Source organism: Rhizobium sp. M10 (assembly GCF_002531955.1).
In the GTDB taxonomy this organism is placed as follows: Bacteria; Pseudomonadota; Alphaproteobacteria; order Rhizobiales; family Rhizobiaceae; genus Rhizobium; species Rhizobium etli_C.
Genome location: NZ_NWTA01000002.1, coordinates 573,737 through 588,853, shown reverse-complemented (window position 1 = coordinate 588,853; position 15,117 = coordinate 573,737). Strand labels below are relative to the sequence as shown.

The window sequence follows — 15,117 nt, the reverse complement described above, 5'->3', positions numbered from 1 at the left end:
CATGAGCAGCACCTCCGCCCGGTCCGTTTCGTCCCCTTCCGACGTGACGATGGGGCTTGCGCTGATGTTTCTTTCGGTGATGTTTTCGCCGCTCATCGACATCTTCGCCAAACTTGCCGTCGTCACCATCCCCTCCGCCGAGATCACCGCCGGCCGCTTCGCGGTGCAGGCGCTCTGCATGCTGCCGATCGTCATCTGGCGGCGCAGCTTTGCCGATTTCTCCTGGCGCCAGAGCCAGTTCCATGCCATCCGCGGCGCGATCATCACCATCTCGATGATCTCCTTCGTCACCACGCTGAAATACATGGCGGTCGCCGATGCGATCGCGATCTTCTTCGTCGAGCCGATCATGGTGACGATCCTCGGCGGCATTTTCCTGAAGGAAACGATCGGCTGGCGGCGCTACACCGCCTGCGGCGTCGGCTTCTTCGGAGCGATGCTGATCATCCAGCCGAGTTTCAACGAAGTCGGCTACATCGCACTCCTGCCCATCCTCAGCGCCCTCTGCATCGCCATTTTCGTATTGATGACCCGCGTCCTGTCGCACAAGGAAGATCCCTGGGCGATGCAGTTCCAGATGGGCATCTGGGGCCTCCTCTTCTGCACCCTCCTGCTTTTTGCCGGCGATGGCAGCGGCTCCGATATCTTCGATCCCGTCATGCCGGCAGGCAGCGCCTGGCTCTATGTCGCCGGCGTCGGCGCCATGGCCGCGATAGCGGGCATCTTCGGCGTCTACGCCTATCGCGCCGCACCGGCTTCGACGCTGGCGCCGCTGCAATATTTCGAGATCGTCTCGGCCACGATCTTCGCCTGGCTTGTTTTCGGCGACTTTCCGGACGCGATCAAATGGCTCGGCATCATGATCATCATCGCCTCCGGCATCTACATCCTTTGGCGCGAGCGCCGCTTTGCTTCCAAACCCGTATCCGATACATCTGAGGTGACGCTGGCGCCGTAGATTGCCCGGGAGGACCATGACCGAGAGCCTGACGAAAAAACCGCCGCTTGCCGGCATCCGGGTGATCGAGCTCGCCCGCGTGCTGGCCGGCCCCTGGGCGGGACAAATGCTCGCCGATCTCGGCGCCGATGTCATCAAGGTCGAAAATCCCGACGGCGGCGACGATACGCGCCAATGGGGCCCGCCCTTCGTCGAAGGTGCCGACGGCGAAAATCTCTCGGCCGCCTATTACCACGCCGCCAATCGGGGCAAACGCTCCATCGCCGCCGACCTGAAAAGTCCCGAGGGCCAGGATCTCGTCCGCCGCCTGGCATCCACTGCCGACGTGGTGATCGAGAACTTCAAGCTCGGCGGCCTCGTCAAATACGGGCTCGATTACGACAGCCTGCGCAGACTGAACCCGAAGCTCGTCTACTGCTCGATCACCGGCTTCGGCCAGACCGGCCCCTATGCCAGCCTCGCCGGCTACGATTACATCGTTCAGGGCATGTCCGGCTTCATGTCGATCACCGGCGAGCCGGACGGCCAGCCGATGAAGGCGGGTGTGGCGATCGCCGATATCTTCACCGGCATCTATGCCGTCTCGGCAATCGAGGCGGCCCTGATCCATGCCTTGAAAACCGGCGAAGGCCAGCTCGTCGACATGGCGCTGCTCGACGTGCAATCGGCCGTGCTCGCCAATCAGAACATGAACTACCTCGTCTCCGGCGCTGCACCGACCCGGCTCGGCAACGCCCATCCGAATATCTCGCCCTATGAGGTCGTGCCGGCGGCCGATGGCTACCTCATTCTTGCCGTCGGCAATGACGGCCAGTTCGCTCGCCTCTGCACCATCCTCGGCCTTGAGACGATCGCCGGCGACGAACGCTTCGCCACCAACAGGGCCCGGGTCGGCAATCGGGCCGAGCTGCGTCGGCTCGTTTCGACCGAGACGCTGAAATGGCAGAAAGCGGACCTGTTGAAGGCCTGCGAAGAGAACGGGGTGCCTGCCGGCGCGATCAATACGATCGAGGAGATGTTCGCCGATCCGCAGGTGCGCGCCCGCGGTCTGCGGATCGACCTTGCGGATGCCGCCGGCACGCTCATCCCCGGGGTCAGGACGCCGGTGGTGCTGTCCGAGACGCCGCTGCATTACGTCAGGCCGAGCCCGCGCCTCGACGAACACAGGGAAGAAATTCTGGCGGAGCTCGCCGAGCGCGAGAGGGAGGCATCGTCATGAAGAAGACCGGTGGGGAACTGATCGTCGAGGCGTTGAAGGCCAATGGCGTCAAACGCCTCTCCTGCGTGCCCGGCGAGAGCTTCCTTGCGGTCCTCGATGCCCTGCGCGACAGCGATATCGATGTCCTCGTCTGCCGCCAGGAGGGCGGAGCGGCGATGATGGCGGATTGCTGGGGCAGGCTGACCGGTGAACCCGGCATCTGCATGGTCACCCGCGGCCCCGGCGCCACCAACGCCTCCGCCGGCCTGCACATCGCCAAGCAGGATTCCATCCCGATGATCCTCTTCATCGGTCAGGTGCAACGCGAAGCCCGCGAGCGCGAGGCCTTCCAGGAAGTCGAATTCCGCCGCGCCTTCACCGAATTCGCCAAATGGGTGGGTGAGATCGACGATGCCGCCCGCATTCCCGAGTTCGTCACCCGCGCCTTTGCAATCGCAACCTCCGGCCGCCCCGGCCCCGTCGTGTTGACGCTGCCGGAGGATATGCTGCGCGACGAAGTCGAGGCGCCCCGCCCCAAGCGTTACGTCAGCGTCGAGGCACATCCCGGCCGCAGCCAGATCGACGATCTCTATGTCAGACTGCTGAAGGCCGAGCGGCCGATGGTGATCCTCGGCGGCACGCGCTGGGATGCCGATGCCGTCGCCGATTTTGCAGGCTTTGCCGAGCGTTTCCAGCTTCCCGTCGGCTGCTCCTTCCGCCGGCAGATGCTGTTCGATCATCTCCATCCCTGTTACGCCGGCGATGTCGGCATCGGCATCAATCCTGTCCTCGCCAAGGAAATAAAGGAAAGCGACCTGCTGATCCTTCTTGGCGGCCGCATGTCGGAAATGCCGTCCTCGTCCTATACGCTGATCGATATCCCCTACCCCCAGCAATCGCTGGTGCACGTCTATCCCGATGCTTCCGAACTGGGACGCGTCTACCGCCCGGATCTCGCCATCTGCGCCGCTCCCGATAATTTCGTCGCCGCGCTCGCCGATCTCGAAGCGCCGGCCGAACCGCACTGGGCGGAGCGCACGCAGCGCATGCATCAGGCCTATCTTTCCTGGTCGAAGCCGCCGGCAACAGGTCCGGGCGCCGTTCAAATGGGCCCGATCATGGAATGGCTGGAGGCCAATACCGCGGCGGATACGATCTTCACCAACGGCGCCGGCAACTACGCCACCTGGCTGCACCGCTTCCATCGTTTCCGCCGTTTCAACACCCAGGCCGCCCCGACCTCCGGCTCGATGGGTTATGGCCTGCCCGCCGCCGTCGCCGCCAAACGGCTCTTTCCCGAGCGCGAGGTCATCTGCTTTGCCGGCGACGGCTGTTTCCTGATGCACGGCCAGGAATTCGCCACCGCCATCCGCTACGGGCTGCCAATCATCGCAATCGTCGTCAACAACGGCATGTACGGCACCATCCGCATGCACCAGGAGCGCGAATATCCCGGCCGCGTCAGCAGCACCGATCTGACCAATCCCGATTTCGCCGCCCTTGCCCGCGCCTATGGCGGCCACGGCGAGACGGTGGAACGGACGGAAGAATTCGCTCCTGCCTTCGAGCGGGCTCGCAACAGCGGCAAGCCGGCGATCATCGAAGTCAAACTCGATCCCGAGGCGATCACGCCGACCCGCACGCTCTCGGAAATCGCGCAAACAAAAAGCCGGTAAGCCCGTGACCGCCCCCATTTGGATTGGTCACGCACCTACCGGCTTTGATGCAATTCAGCAGTAACCTCAGTCGATCGCGGCGGTGACGATGAACTCGACCTTGTATTTCGGCGCAGCGAGCTTGGCTTCGCTGGTGGCGCGGGCCGGCGGGTTGGCCGGATCGATCCAGGCTTCCCAGGCGGCGTTCATCTCGGCGAAATAAGCGATATCGGAGAGATAGACGATCGTCTGCAGGATCTTCGACTTGTTGCTGCCTGATGCAGCCAGCAGGCGGTCGACTTCGGCAAGCGAGGACTTGCACTGATCGGTGACGCTTTCGCCCTCGCCGACCTGGCCTGCCAGATAAACCGTGTTGCCGTGAATGACGGCGCCGCTCATGCGTGCGCCGACGTCGATACGCTTAATGCTCATCATAGTCTCCTGAGTGAATGGAAAAGTGACGGCGCTGCGGTGCAGCGCCGGAAAATCGGCAGCCGGACCGGGCCTAGCTGCGGATATGGTGGGTCTTCTGGTAGATCGCCGTCGAGCGGGCGCCGGAGCGGCAATAGCCGAGCATCGGCCGCGGGAATTCATCGAGCGCATCGACCATGCCCTGCACCGCCTCCTCGGTCACGCCCATCGGCCCGACAGGCACATGGGTGATCTCGAGGCCGAGTTCCCGCGCGCGCGCCTCGATGACCGAGAACGCGGTCTGATCCGGGCTCTCATGGTCGGGGCGGTGGCAGACGATCGATTTGAACCCCAGCGCCTTGATCTCGTCGAGGTCCTCGAGCGTGATCTGGCCCGAAACCGAATATTCATCGTCGATCTGGCGAATATCCATCGTCCTGTCTCCTCATAAATCCTGGGCTGAAGGTCTACGACGGAGGCCGGCGAGCGTCAACAACACTTCACTCACAGGAAGGCAAAGGTCAGCACGTAGCTGCGGCTTTCGCCGGGCGCCAGCATATTGAATTCGCCGGCCGCCTCGAGCTCGTCACGCAACACCCAGCGATGCGAGACCGGTTCTATTCCGATAATGTGGGCCGGCGCCTTCTGGTTCCGCCAGACCTGCAGATAGGGCAGCGTATCGGCACGGAAGCGCACACTCAGTGTCCTGCCACCGATCGCGGCGATCGGCCCGAGGCGGACCTCCGCCAGGCCCGCCTCCGTCGCCGGCGCCGGCACGCAGAAGATACCGCCCGGCTCCTCGCCGAATGCCCAGGGGAAACCGCCATTCTCCAGCATCCGCCCTTCGAGCCGCGTGCCCGCGTCGAGCCATTTGCCGCCGGTGTTGATGTGATACATCAGGAAGGTCGGCACTGTCCGGTCGCTGGTATTGATGACCCGGTCCTCGAGCCGCACTTCGCCGGTCGCCCCGTCGATCCGCCAGAGCCGCTCGATGCGCTGCGGCAGTCCCTCGACGGTGACAATGTCGATATCGGCGCGGCATTCGGCATGGCCGTTTTCGTATTTCGTCCACAGCACCTTGGCCGCATGGCCGGAGGCCGATCCGTGCAGCGGATAGACCTTGCCGTCGGCCCGGCCGGCAATCGGCTGGCGATGGCGGATATGATCCGGCCCGCAGGTGAAGAGGAAGCCTTCGAGCGAGTGATCGATTCGCGGATCGCCGTCATCGGGAATGGCCCGCTTCGGGGCGATGTCGACGCCTTCGACGATGCATCCTGCGATATCCAGCACCGATGTTTCATCGAGCATCAGACGCGGCCCGCTTGCGGCGGCAAATTCGATCATCTCGGGTCTCCTCAGGGATTTATCGGCCGCCGTAGGGTTAGGTTTCGCACTGCCATTCGTCAATCCGCGCCGTTTCCATCTTGTGTTTTTGCCGCAACCATGGATTTTGCGGAACTGACGCAGAGACGCAAACGTTTATGAGTAAAAGGAAATCTTAGTGATTTTCATATTTTGTTCAGCACGGTTTCATAAATTCCACACTAGCGTCAAAATTCGCGGGTGTGTGTCGGCCCAGTCACTGTTCGAGGTGTGAGACGTGAATCGCTTTTTGAAGTCGGCATTTTCGCTTGCGGCCGTGCTGGCAGCCTTTGCGGCTGCAGCACCGCAGGCAGGCGCGCAGCAGTTTCGTGACCGCCGGCAGAGCGACGTCGTCCTGGTCACGCCGACCGGCGAAATCCTCGACTATGTCCCGCGCGGCTATATCTACGCCCGCGACCGCAGCGGCAATCGCGTGCTGATCGACGACTACGGCAATGTCGTCGCCACCGAGATGCGCGCCCGCGGCTACTACCCGCCGCGGCCCGGCCCGAGCGACGTCTACGCCGACCAGAACGGCAACGATCCCTATTATGCCGACGACAATTCCTATGGCGATACGCGTTATTCCGAACGCGGCGCCGTCACCGGCGGCATTCCGCGCGACGCTGCGATCGAACGCCGACCGCTCGGCGAGGAGCCCTTTCCTGACGACAACAGCATCGGCAATCCGCAGTCGGGCGACGATTACGCCTCGATCGAGCCTGACCAGCAGATTCCGCCTGCCGACGCGCCCACGACCGCACCCGACGAACCCGTCATCACGCTGAAGAACAAGTCGAAGCCTGAAATCGTCGCGCTGCAGGTCTTCCTTGATCGCGCCGGCATCTCGCCGGGCGTCATCGACGGCCATATGGGCTCGAACGTCACCAAGTCGATCTATGCCTATGATCAAATGACCGGCTCGAAGCTCGACCCGAACAATACCGACGCCATCCTTGAAGAACTGCGCATGAACGGCGGTCTGCCGGTCGTCAGCTACACGATCACGCCGGCCGATGCCGCCGGCCCCTTCGTCGCGGCGATCCCGGAAGACTATTCGCATAAGGCGCTGCTGCCGTCGCTTGCCTTTACCTCGACCACCGAAATGTTGGCCGAGCGTTTCCACATGGACGAGGCCTTCCTCAAGGAGATGAACCCCGGCGCCGATTTCAGCGTCCCCGGCACGGTCATCAAGGTCGTCAATCCGGGCGAGCCGAAGAGCGGCGAGGTCGCCCGCATCATCGCCGACAAGGGCCGCAAGCAGGTCTTCGCCTATGACGGCGCCGGCAATCTCATTGCCGCCTATCCGGCATCGATCGGCTCCACCGACACGCCCTCCCCGTCGGGCACCGTGACGGTCGAGCGCGTCGCGTTCAATCCCGGCTATACCTATAATCCGAAGATCAATTTCCAGCAGGGTGCCAACGATAAGATCCTCAACATTCCACCCGGCCCGAACGGCCCGGTCGGCACCGTCTGGATGGCGCTCTCCAAGCCGACCTACGGCATCCACGGCACGCCCGAGCCCTCCAAGATCGGCCGCACCCAGAGCCACGGCTGCATCCGCCTGACCAATTGGGACGCGACCGAACTCGCCAAGATGGTCAAGCCGGGCGTGACGGTGGAATTCGTCGATTGATCTCTATTGCTGCAATGTGAAAAGGCCGCCGGATCGCTCCGGCGGCCTTTTTCGTTTCATCGCAGGGGATAAAGCATGTCGCGCAAAAGTGTGCAGCGGTTTTGCGTCAACGACATGCGTAAACAAAGAACTAAAGCGCAAGGAGCGAATCTGAAAGATCGCGACGCGCTTTAGTCAGGCGGCCGTCGCCATGCGGGCCGAGGCAGGCAGCCGGACCGGCAGTTTGCGCATCATTTCCTCGGCAAAACAGGTTGCGTTCTCACGCGCCTTGTCGAGATTGCTGACGCGCGCGGGGTCGATCGTGTGCAGCGTGCCGCCACAGTCGAAGATGTCGCGGAAGGCCGAGCGTTCGATGATCGCGGTGTCGAGCACCGGCACGTGGCGCTCGCTGAGCAGCGACTTGACGAGCTGCAGCGCCCGGGTCGTCACCATCGAATTGACGCGGGTCAGCACCACCGAATGGCCGATCTTGATGCCTGCCTTCTCGTCCAGATATTGGAGCAGTTCAAGCACCTGCGCGCCACCGCGCGCATCCATCGCACAGCCCTGGATCGGGATCAGCACGTGGTCGGAAAGGCCGACGGCGGTGGCGAGCAGCGGATTGCGCGCACCCGGCAGATCGACGATGAAATAATCGGTATTGTGCTTGTTCTCGCTGATATGCTGCGGCAGCGAGGCGGTGGTCACGAAATCGATCACCGAAACATTCGGCACATGACCCGAGATTTCGTGCCAACGCGAGATCCAGTGCTGCGGGTCGGCGTCGAGAATGGTGACGCGGAAACCCTTGCGGGCAAGCTCGGTCGCGAGCAGCAGAACAGCGGTCGTCTTGCCGGCGCCGCCCTTGGTGTTTGCGAATGTGATGACAGGCATGTTCGGTCCTCGGAAGGAAATGGTGCGAGCCGGAATTGCTCTTTTACGCACCATCGGAGCATCGTGCGGTTAATCCATCCTTTCTAATCATGGTTAACAAATTCCAAACACGCGCGGCGAAATTGCAGCCGGTATTTTTCACATCCCTAAAATTCAGGATCTCCCCAAAACTGAAAAAGCCCGGAAGGCCAAGGCTCTCCGGGCTAATCTGCGGGATAGCTACTCTGATCTCAGAAGCAGTCCCTAAACAGCGCCTTGGTATTTTCGAGCGTCATGGCAACCGGGTTGCCGCCCGCGCTCGGATCCTCGATCGCCATGGCCGACAATTCGTCGATGCGGTCGGGGGCGATTCCCATCGCCGTCAGCGTCTCCGGCACGCCGAGTTCGGCGCGAAGCTTCAGCACATAATCGTAGAAGCCGTCGAAACCGCCCGAAATACCGAGATAGGCGGCGGCGCGGCCGATCTTCTCCTCGATCGCCTTGCGGTTGAAGCGCAGCACCGCCGGCATGACAACCGCATTGGTCATGCCGTGATGGGTGTTGTAGACGGCGCCGATCGGGTGTGACAGCGCATGGATGGCGCCGAGCCCCTTCTGGAAGGCGACCGCGCCCATGGCGGCAGCCGCCATCATGTTGGCGCGGGCTTCGAGATCGGTGCCTTCCCTGTAAGCGCGCGGCAGGAATTCCTTGACGAGCCGCATGCCTTCGAGCGCGATGCCGGCCGACATCGGGTGATAGAAGGGCGAGGAATAGGCCTCCAGGCAATGGGCGAAGGCGTCCATGCCGGTGCCGGCCGTGATGATTTTCGGCATGCCGACCGTCAGTTCCGGATCGGAGATGACGACTCCAGGCAGGAACTTCGGATGGAAGATGATCTTCTTCACATGCGTTTCGGAATTGGTGATGACGCTGGCGCGGCCGACTTCCGAACCGGTGCCGGCCGTCGTCGGCACCGCGACGATCGGCGCAATGCCCTCGAGGCTCGCACGCGTCCACCAGTCGCCGATATCCTCGAAATCCCATACCGGCCGGGTCTGGCCGACCATGAAGGCGACGCACTTGCCGAGGTCGAGCCCGGAGCCGCCGCCGAAGGCGACGACGCCGTCATGGCCGCCATCCTTGAAGGCTTTGATGCCGGCTTCGAGGTTTTTCTCGTTCGGATTCGGGTCGACCTCGGCGAAGATCGCCCGGCCGAGGCCGGCATCTTCGAGGATATCGAGCGCGTTCTTGGTGATCGCCATCGAGGCAAGGCCGCGGTCGGTGATGAGCAGCGGCTTCTTCATGCCGAGGCTCTTGCAGGCGTCGGCCAGTTCGCTGATGCGGCCCCGGCCGAGCTTAACGGACGTGGGATAGCTCCAGTTTGCGGTGATGTTGCTGCTCATGCTGTGACCTTCTTGAGATGATAGGATTTCGGACGGGTCAGATTCTGGAAGCCGATGATCGACAGCGAGCCGCCGCGGCCGGTTTCCTTGACGCCGGTCCAGCAAAGCGCCGGATCGAGGTAGTCCGCGCGGTTCATGAAAACGGTGCCGGTTTCGATCTCGCGGCCGAGACGCCCTGCCCGCTCGGCATCTTTGGTCCAGAGCGAAGCCGTCAGCCCGTATTGGCTGTCGTTCATCAGGGCGAGTGCCTCCTCGTCGCTCTTCACCTTCATGATGCCGACCGCCGGGCCGAAAGTCTCTTCGCGCATGAAGGCCATGGAATGGTCGACATCGACGAGAACCTGGGGTGCAAGATAGGCGCCGCCGTCATCCCTCGGGAAGAGCTTCGGATCGACCAGCGCCTTGGCACCCTTGGCAACCGCATCGGCGATCTGCTCGCGCACCACCTTGGCGAAGCGCTTGTTCGCCATCGGCCCGAGCGACGTTTCGGGATCGAGCGGGTTGCCGAGCTTGTAGTTCGACACCCAGGCGACCGATTTTTCGACGAAGGCATCGTAGAGGGATTCGTGCACATAGATGCGTTCGATGCCGCAGCAGCACTGGCCGGAATTGTAGGTGGCGCCGTCCATCAGCGTATCGACGGCCGCCTCGAGATCGGCGTCCTCCATGACGTAACCGGGATCCTTGCCGCCGAGTTCGAGGCCAAGCCCGGTGAACGTGCCGGCAGCCGCCCTCTCCATCGACCGCCCGCCTTCGACCGATCCGGTGAAGTTGACGAAATTGAAACTGCCGGCGGCAATCAGCGCCGAGGTCGTTTCGTGATCGAGGAAGACGTTCTGGAACACGTCCTCGGGAACGCCGGCCTCGGTAAAGGCCTGCACCAGCCGCTCGCCGACGAGCAGCGTCTGCGAGGCATGTTTCAGCACAACGGTATTGCCCGCCATCAGCGCCGGCGCGATCGTGTTGATCGCCGTCATATAGGGATAGTTCCACGGCGCGACGACGAAGACGACGCCATGCGCCTCGCGCTCGATGCGGCGCTCGAACCGCTCGCTTTCCTCGACGACAACGGGCGCCAGCGCATCGGCCGCGATCGAGGCGACATAGTTGGAACGCTCGTTGAAGCCCTTATATTCACCGCCATACTTGATCGGCCGGCCCATCTGCCAGGCAAGCTCCGGTACGACGGTGTCGGACATCTCGTTCAACCGCGCGGCGCCCTTCAGCACCAGTTGCACACGCTCTTCGAGCGGCCGTTTCGCCCAGGCCTTCTGCGCCTTGCGGGCGCGCAAGACAGCTTCCTTGGCGGCCTCGAGCGAAAGCGCCGGACGCTCCGCGTAAACCGATCCGTCGACCGGTGAAATGCATTGGATCATTGCCATGATCGATTTCCGTCCTCGTATTGATCAAAAACTCCGTCGAGGGCCATAGCCCCTCATCCGCCTGCCGGCACCTTCTCCCCGTAAACGGGGCGAAGGGGGATAGCCGCAACCTCTCCGTCCCATCTACGTCTCGTATGGCACGTCCCCTCTCCCCGTTTTACGGGGAGAGGGTTAGGGTGAGGGGCCGCAACCAGCAATCCCGTACTAGGCTCTTTCGAACCCGCGCGCCACTTCCCAATCGGTGATGCGGCGGTCGTATTCTTCCTGCTCCCACTCGGCGGCACGGGTGTAATGGTCGATGACGTCGTCGCCGAAGGCTTTGCGCAGCATCGCCGATTCGGTCATCGCCGTCGTCGCCGCGCGCAGTGTGCGCGGGATTTCGCGAATGTCCTTGCCGCCATAGGCATCGCCGACGAAGGGAGCCTCGAGCTCCAGCTTGTTCTCGATCCCGTCGATGCCGGCGGCAAGCAGCGCGGCGAAGGCGAGGTAGGGGTTGAGATCGGAGCCGCCGACGCGGCATTCGATACGGATGCCCTTGGTTTCCTCGCCGCAGAGGCGATAGCCGGCAGTGCGGTTGTCCTTGCTCCAGATCGCCTTGGTCGGCGCAAAGGTGCCGGCCATGAAGCGCTTGTAGGAGTTGATGTAGGGCGCCAGGAAATAGGTGATCTCGCTTGCATGGGCGAGAAGCCCGGCAACATAATTATGCATCAGCGGCGACATGCCGTATTTGCCGGTATGGTCGAAGAACAGCGGCTTCTCCTCCAAGCTCCAGAGCGACTGGTGGATATGCGAGGAACTGCCGGCGGCGTTGTAATTCCACTTGGCAAGGAAGGTGATGGCCTTGCCTTTCGACCAGGCGATCTCCTTGCAACCATTCTTGATGATCGCATGCCGGTCGGCCATGGCGAGTGCGTCGGCATAGCGCACATTGATCTCCTCCTGGCCGGCGGAAGCCTCGCCCTTGGAGTTTTCGACCGGAATGCCGGCGCCCTGCAGGCCGGTGCGGATCGCCCGCATCACCTCTTCCTCCTTGGTGGTCTGGAAGATGTGGTAGTCCTCGTTATAGGCGCTGGCGAGCTTGAGGTTGCGGTAGCCCGCCATATGCGCCGCCTCGTAGCTCTGGTCGAACAGGAAGAATTCGAGCTCGGAGGCCATGTAGGCCTTCATGCCCATATCTTCGAGGCGCTTCACCTGCTTCTTCAGGATCGCCCGCGGCGAATGGGCGACCTCCTCATGCGTGTGATGATCGAGCACGTCGCAGAGCACCAGCGCCGTGCCGTCAAGCCAGGGAATGCGGCGCAAGGTCGAAAGATCCGGCTTCATCGTATAGTCGCCGTAGCCCTTTTCCCAACTCGTCGCCTTGTAGCCGGAGACGGTCTCCATCTCCATGTCGGTGGCGATCAGATAGTTGCAGCTGTGCGTTTCCTTCCAGGCGCTCTCGACGAAATATTCCGCCTGGAACCGCTTGCCCATCAGCCGGCCCTGCATGTCCACCTGGCAGGCCAGAACCGTATCGATGCGCCCTTCGGCGACATCCTTCCTGAGATCGTCGATTGTGTAGCTGCTGCTCATGATTGATCCGCCTGAATTGGAATTGAGAAAATCGGGGCAACGAAATCGCATGCGCTCGACCGGATGGCGGGCCTGATGCCTTTTCGTTGAACCGGTGGCGGGGCCGCAGGAGCGGCCCCGCCATTCGAGAGGGAAGTGTCGACGCCTAGTTTTCGCCGCTTTCGCCGACAGCCGCTTCGGCAGCCGCGATCTCGGCTTGGCGCTTTGCCACTTCAGCACCGATCGGCGGACCCTTGAAACGACGGCTTTCGAAGCCGAACCAGACGATCGCCGTGACCACGAGGAAACCGACGGTGATGTAGAGTGCCCACCCGTTCGGCGGCTGGATGCCGAGAACGAAGATCAGGATCATCGCGATGACGCTGAGCACTGCGAAGAGCTTGAACATGCCTTCGCCGAGATTCCACGGCCCCATCTTGTCCCACTTCGCTGTCCCCCAGGCGAACAGACCGAGCGTGATCGGGATCGCGAAGGAGAAGAACAGGAAGATGACCGTGCACGAGACGACGATAGTATAGACCGGCGTATCACCGATCGACACCAGCGACGAACCCCAGACGAATAGGACCGACAAGATCGAACCGGTCCAGATCGCAGCGACCGGCGTGCGGTACTGGGGGCTGACTTTCGACAGCGCCTTCGACGCCGGCAGGCCGCCGTCACGCGAGAAGGCGAAGATCATGCGGGAGACCGAAGTGACGGTCGCAAGGCCGCACAGCCACTGGCTGATGAAGATCGCGAGATAGAGGATGTCCTTGACGACAGGATTGACCTGGCTGTCCATCGCCCAGAAGAACACGTTCCAGCCCTGTATTGCCGCGTCGTCCATGTTCGGCAGCATCAGCACGAAGGCGCACAGCATGATATAGCCGAACAGCGCCGACCACAGCACCGACGAAACCATGCCGCGCGGAACCGATTCTGCGGCTTTGACCGTCTCTTCCGAGGTATGGGCCGAGGCGTCATAACCGGTGATGGTGTAGATCGGCAGCAGCAGTCCGAGAAGGAAGACCCAGGCGCCCGAGGTGGAGGGCCAGACGTTGCCGCCGACTTCACCGGAATAGTTGGCGAAGGTAAAAAGGCGGCCGATCTCGTAGGAGGGCGCCGCGATGAGGCAGACGGCCGCCAGAGCGATCGACGTCGCGAAGATCAGATAACCGGAAAAGTCGGTCAGCTTCGCGGTCAGTCCGATGCCCATATGGTTCACGAGCGCCTGCGCGCCGGTGATGATCACGAGGAAGAGGATACGCACCGTCGTCGAGTCAGTCAGCCCGAGATAGCTGGTGCCGAACGCGCCCATGAAGAAATAATAGGTGCCGACATTGATGGCGCCGAGCACGGTGACGAGACCGAGCAGGTTGAACCAGGCGGTCAGCCAGCCGGTGAAGCGGTTGCCGAGGATCGATCCCCAGTGGTAGAGGCCGCCGGCCGTCGGATAGGCCGAGCTGATCTGCGCCATGGCGATGGCGAAGACGAGCGAGATGAAGCATCCCACAGGCCAGCCGATGCCGATCGCCGCACCGCCGGCACCGGAGGTCGCCTGCGCCAGCGAGTTGATGCCGCCGGAGAGAATGCAGATGATGGAAAATGAGACGGCGAAATTCGAGAATGAGCTCATTCGTCGTTCGAGTTCCTGGGCATAGCCCATGGAATGCAGGATGTGCACATCCTGCTTCTTGTCCAGATCGGTATAGTCCGACATGACTTCCCCCTGTTCACGACCGGCCGCGGGATTGCGGGCCGGTTCAGTGCCAATTGCCCGCGGCATTTGCGCCGTGCGGACGTCCGCAGTTAAACTGCTCCCTCGGGTCTTCTTTTTTTATCAGGCGTCCAGACTTTGCTGGAGCAGCCCCTTTAGATAGTCGGCCATGACCCCTTGGCCGACATCGTCTGAAATGAGGTCGTTGCGGACCTCGATCATTACATTGCGCAAACCGTTCGAAAGCCCGTGCAGGATCAGCGTGTGGGTCACGCCGTCCTCGGGTCCGTAAGGCTGATTGCGTTCCGTCCTGTAGAGCGGTGCCTCGGCGGCGGCGTCCAGCATGCGGTCGGCAAGCCGGCTGTCCTCATCGTGCAATATGCCGAGCTCGACCGCACGTTCGCGGCCGTGATAAATCGGTGTGAAGCTGTGGATCGTCACGATGACGCTGTCCTGCCCCCTCGCCCGGCGATCGCGGATCAGCCCGCGAACGGCGTCGTGAAAAGGCACGTAGAGCGCGTCGGTACGCGCAAGCCGTTCCTCGGCGGTCAGATCCTTGTTGCCGGGAATGGCATAGATCTCGCTTTTCTCAGGCATGGCGCCGGGCGAGCTCGGCGGCCGGTTGCAATCGTAGATGAGCCGGGAGAAACGCTGGTAGACGAGCGTCGCATCGAGCCCCTGCGATATGCCGCGGGCGACCGAAAGCGCCCCCGGATCCCAGGCAATATGGCTCGCGAGCGCTTCGCCTGGCAGGCCAAGATCGCCGAATTGGACGGGAAGCGTGTTCGAAGCATGCTCACAGACGAGAAGCACCGGGCTCCGGCCGCCGGCGCGTTCGATCCCGACGCAATCGCCGTCGGCTTCACTGAGGATTTTCGGCCGGGCCAGCACCAAAGGCGCCACTCCTTAACAAATTCCTTATTAGAAAAGAATTCTTCAGGTTCTGACGAGTGTCAAGCATTCTCTGAAAATTTCTTTTCATGACA

The 15,117-nt window shown here is 62.3% G+C and carries 13 protein-coding genes; 4 read left to right on the top strand and 9 right to left on the bottom strand.

Annotated features, from left to right (window positions below):
* Position 1: 1 nt before the first annotated feature.
* The 3 genes from CO671_RS04645 to CO671_RS04635 are packed head-to-tail and all read left to right on the top strand — an operon-like array spanning position 2 to position 3,832.
* A complete protein-coding gene (locus tag CO671_RS04645; protein WP_097604849.1) occupies positions 2-958 on the top strand; it encodes a DMT family transporter in 957 nt (318 codons plus the stop codon).
* 16 nt (positions 959-974) lie between these two features.
* Positions 975-2,177 (top strand): CaiB/BaiF CoA-transferase family protein, encoded by a 1,203-nt coding sequence (locus CO671_RS04640; protein WP_097604846.1) that lies wholly within the window; start codon positions 975-977, stop codon positions 2,175-2,177.
* The gene (locus CO671_RS04635) at positions 2,174-3,832 is read left to right on the top strand and encodes a thiamine pyrophosphate-binding protein (RefSeq protein WP_097604843.1); all 1,659 of its coding nucleotides are present in this window, start codon (positions 2,174-2,176) and stop codon (positions 3,830-3,832) included. Before CO671_RS04640 ends, CO671_RS04635 begins: the two co-directional genes overlap by 4 nt.
* A 66-nt stretch (positions 3,833-3,898) precedes the next feature.
* Here CO671_RS04635 and CO671_RS04630 read toward each other — a convergent pair whose 3' ends face one another.
* The 3 genes from CO671_RS04630 to CO671_RS04620 form a co-directional block, all read right to left on the bottom strand.
* Positions 3,899-4,243 (bottom strand): RidA family protein, encoded by a 345-nt coding sequence (locus tag CO671_RS04630; protein WP_003580917.1) that lies wholly within the window; start codon positions 4,241-4,243, stop codon positions 3,899-3,901.
* A 73-nt stretch (positions 4,244-4,316) separates the two neighbouring features.
* Entirely contained in the window at positions 4,317-4,655 is a 339-nt protein-coding gene (locus tag CO671_RS04625) for a TIGR01244 family sulfur transferase (protein ID WP_097604841.1), read from the bottom strand.
* A 71-nt stretch (positions 4,656-4,726) separates the two neighbouring features.
* Positions 4,727-5,566 (bottom strand): DUF4432 family protein, encoded by an 840-nt coding sequence (locus CO671_RS04620; protein ID WP_097604838.1) that lies wholly within the window; start codon positions 5,564-5,566, stop codon positions 4,727-4,729.
* Positions 5,567-5,822: 256 nt separating this feature from the next.
* On the opposite strand from CO671_RS04620, the gene CO671_RS04615 reads away from it, so the two are divergent.
* Positions 5,823-7,223 (top strand): L,D-transpeptidase, encoded by a 1,401-nt coding sequence (locus CO671_RS04615; RefSeq protein ID WP_010030589.1) that lies wholly within the window; start codon positions 5,823-5,825, stop codon positions 7,221-7,223.
* Positions 7,224-7,397: 174 nt separating this feature from the next.
* Here CO671_RS04615 and CO671_RS04610 read toward each other — a convergent pair whose 3' ends face one another.
* The 6 genes from CO671_RS04610 to CO671_RS04585 all read right to left on the bottom strand — a co-directional run bounded on the left by CO671_RS04610 (position 7,398) and on the right by CO671_RS04585 (position 15,025).
* Positions 7,398-8,096: a ParA family protein gene (locus tag CO671_RS04610; RefSeq protein WP_088690193.1), complete on the bottom strand. Its 699-nt coding sequence runs from the start codon at positions 8,094-8,096 to the stop codon at positions 7,398-7,400.
* A 230-nt stretch (positions 8,097-8,326) separates the two neighbouring features.
* Complete coding sequence (locus tag CO671_RS04605; protein WP_097604836.1) at positions 8,327-9,478, bottom strand: iron-containing alcohol dehydrogenase; 1,152 nt, start codon at positions 9,476-9,478, stop codon at positions 8,327-8,329.
* On the bottom strand, positions 9,475-10,860 hold the full coding sequence (locus CO671_RS04600; RefSeq protein WP_097604833.1) for an aldehyde dehydrogenase family protein: 1,386 nt from the start codon (positions 10,858-10,860) through the stop codon (positions 9,475-9,477). The genes CO671_RS04605 and CO671_RS04600 overlap by 4 nt, the downstream gene beginning before the upstream one ends.
* Positions 10,861-11,064: 204 nt before the next feature.
* Positions 11,065-12,432, bottom strand: a complete 1,368-nt coding sequence (locus CO671_RS04595; protein WP_097604831.1) for a glutamine synthetase family protein — start codon at positions 12,430-12,432, stop codon at positions 11,065-11,067.
* A gap of 145 nt (positions 12,433-12,577) precedes the next feature.
* Positions 12,578-14,134 carry an amino acid permease gene (locus CO671_RS04590; RefSeq protein ID WP_097604829.1) on the bottom strand — a complete coding sequence of 519 codons (1,557 nt, stop codon included), beginning with the start codon at positions 14,132-14,134 and terminating at the stop codon, positions 12,578-12,580.
* A 120-nt stretch (positions 14,135-14,254) separates the two neighbouring features.
* Positions 14,255-15,025, bottom strand: coding sequence for an N-formylglutamate amidohydrolase (locus tag CO671_RS04585; RefSeq protein ID WP_010032518.1), 771 nt, complete (start codon positions 15,023-15,025; stop codon positions 14,255-14,257).
* Positions 15,026-15,117 lie beyond the last annotated feature (92 nt).

Excerpts from the sequence above, each read along its gene's own strand:
- CO671_RS04610 (WP_088690193.1), bottom strand. The coding sequence starts at position 8,096 with ATGCCTGTCATCACATTCGCAAACACCAAGGGCGGCGCCGGCAAGACG.
- CO671_RS04595 (WP_097604831.1), bottom strand. The coding sequence starts at position 12,432 with ATGAGCAGCAGCTACACAATCGACGATCTCAGGAAGGATGTCGCCGAA.
- CO671_RS04605 (WP_097604836.1), bottom strand. The coding sequence starts at position 9,478 with ATGAGCAGCAACATCACCGCAAACTGGAGCTATCCCACGTCCGTTAAG.
- CO671_RS04625 (WP_097604841.1), bottom strand. The coding sequence starts at position 4,655 with ATGGATATTCGCCAGATCGACGATGAATATTCGGTTTCGGGCCAGATC.
- CO671_RS04630 (WP_003580917.1), bottom strand. The coding sequence starts at position 4,243 with ATGAGCATTAAGCGTATCGACGTCGGCGCACGCATGAGCGGCGCCGTC.
- CO671_RS04635 (WP_097604843.1), top strand. The coding sequence starts at position 2,174 with ATGAAGAAGACCGGTGGGGAACTGATCGTCGAGGCGTTGAAGGCCAAT.
- CO671_RS04640 (WP_097604846.1), top strand. The coding sequence starts at position 975 with ATGACCGAGAGCCTGACGAAAAAACCGCCGCTTGCCGGCATCCGGGTG.
- CO671_RS04645 (WP_097604849.1), top strand. The coding sequence starts at position 2 with ATGAGCAGCACCTCCGCCCGGTCCGTTTCGTCCCCTTCCGACGTGACG.
- CO671_RS04590 (WP_097604829.1), bottom strand. The coding sequence starts at position 14,134 with ATGTCGGACTATACCGATCTGGACAAGAAGCAGGATGTGCACATCCTG.
- CO671_RS04620 (WP_097604838.1), bottom strand. The coding sequence starts at position 5,566 with ATGATCGAATTTGCCGCCGCAAGCGGGCCGCGTCTGATGCTCGATGAA.
- CO671_RS04600 (WP_097604833.1), bottom strand. The coding sequence starts at position 10,860 with ATGGCAATGATCCAATGCATTTCACCGGTCGACGGATCGGTTTACGCG.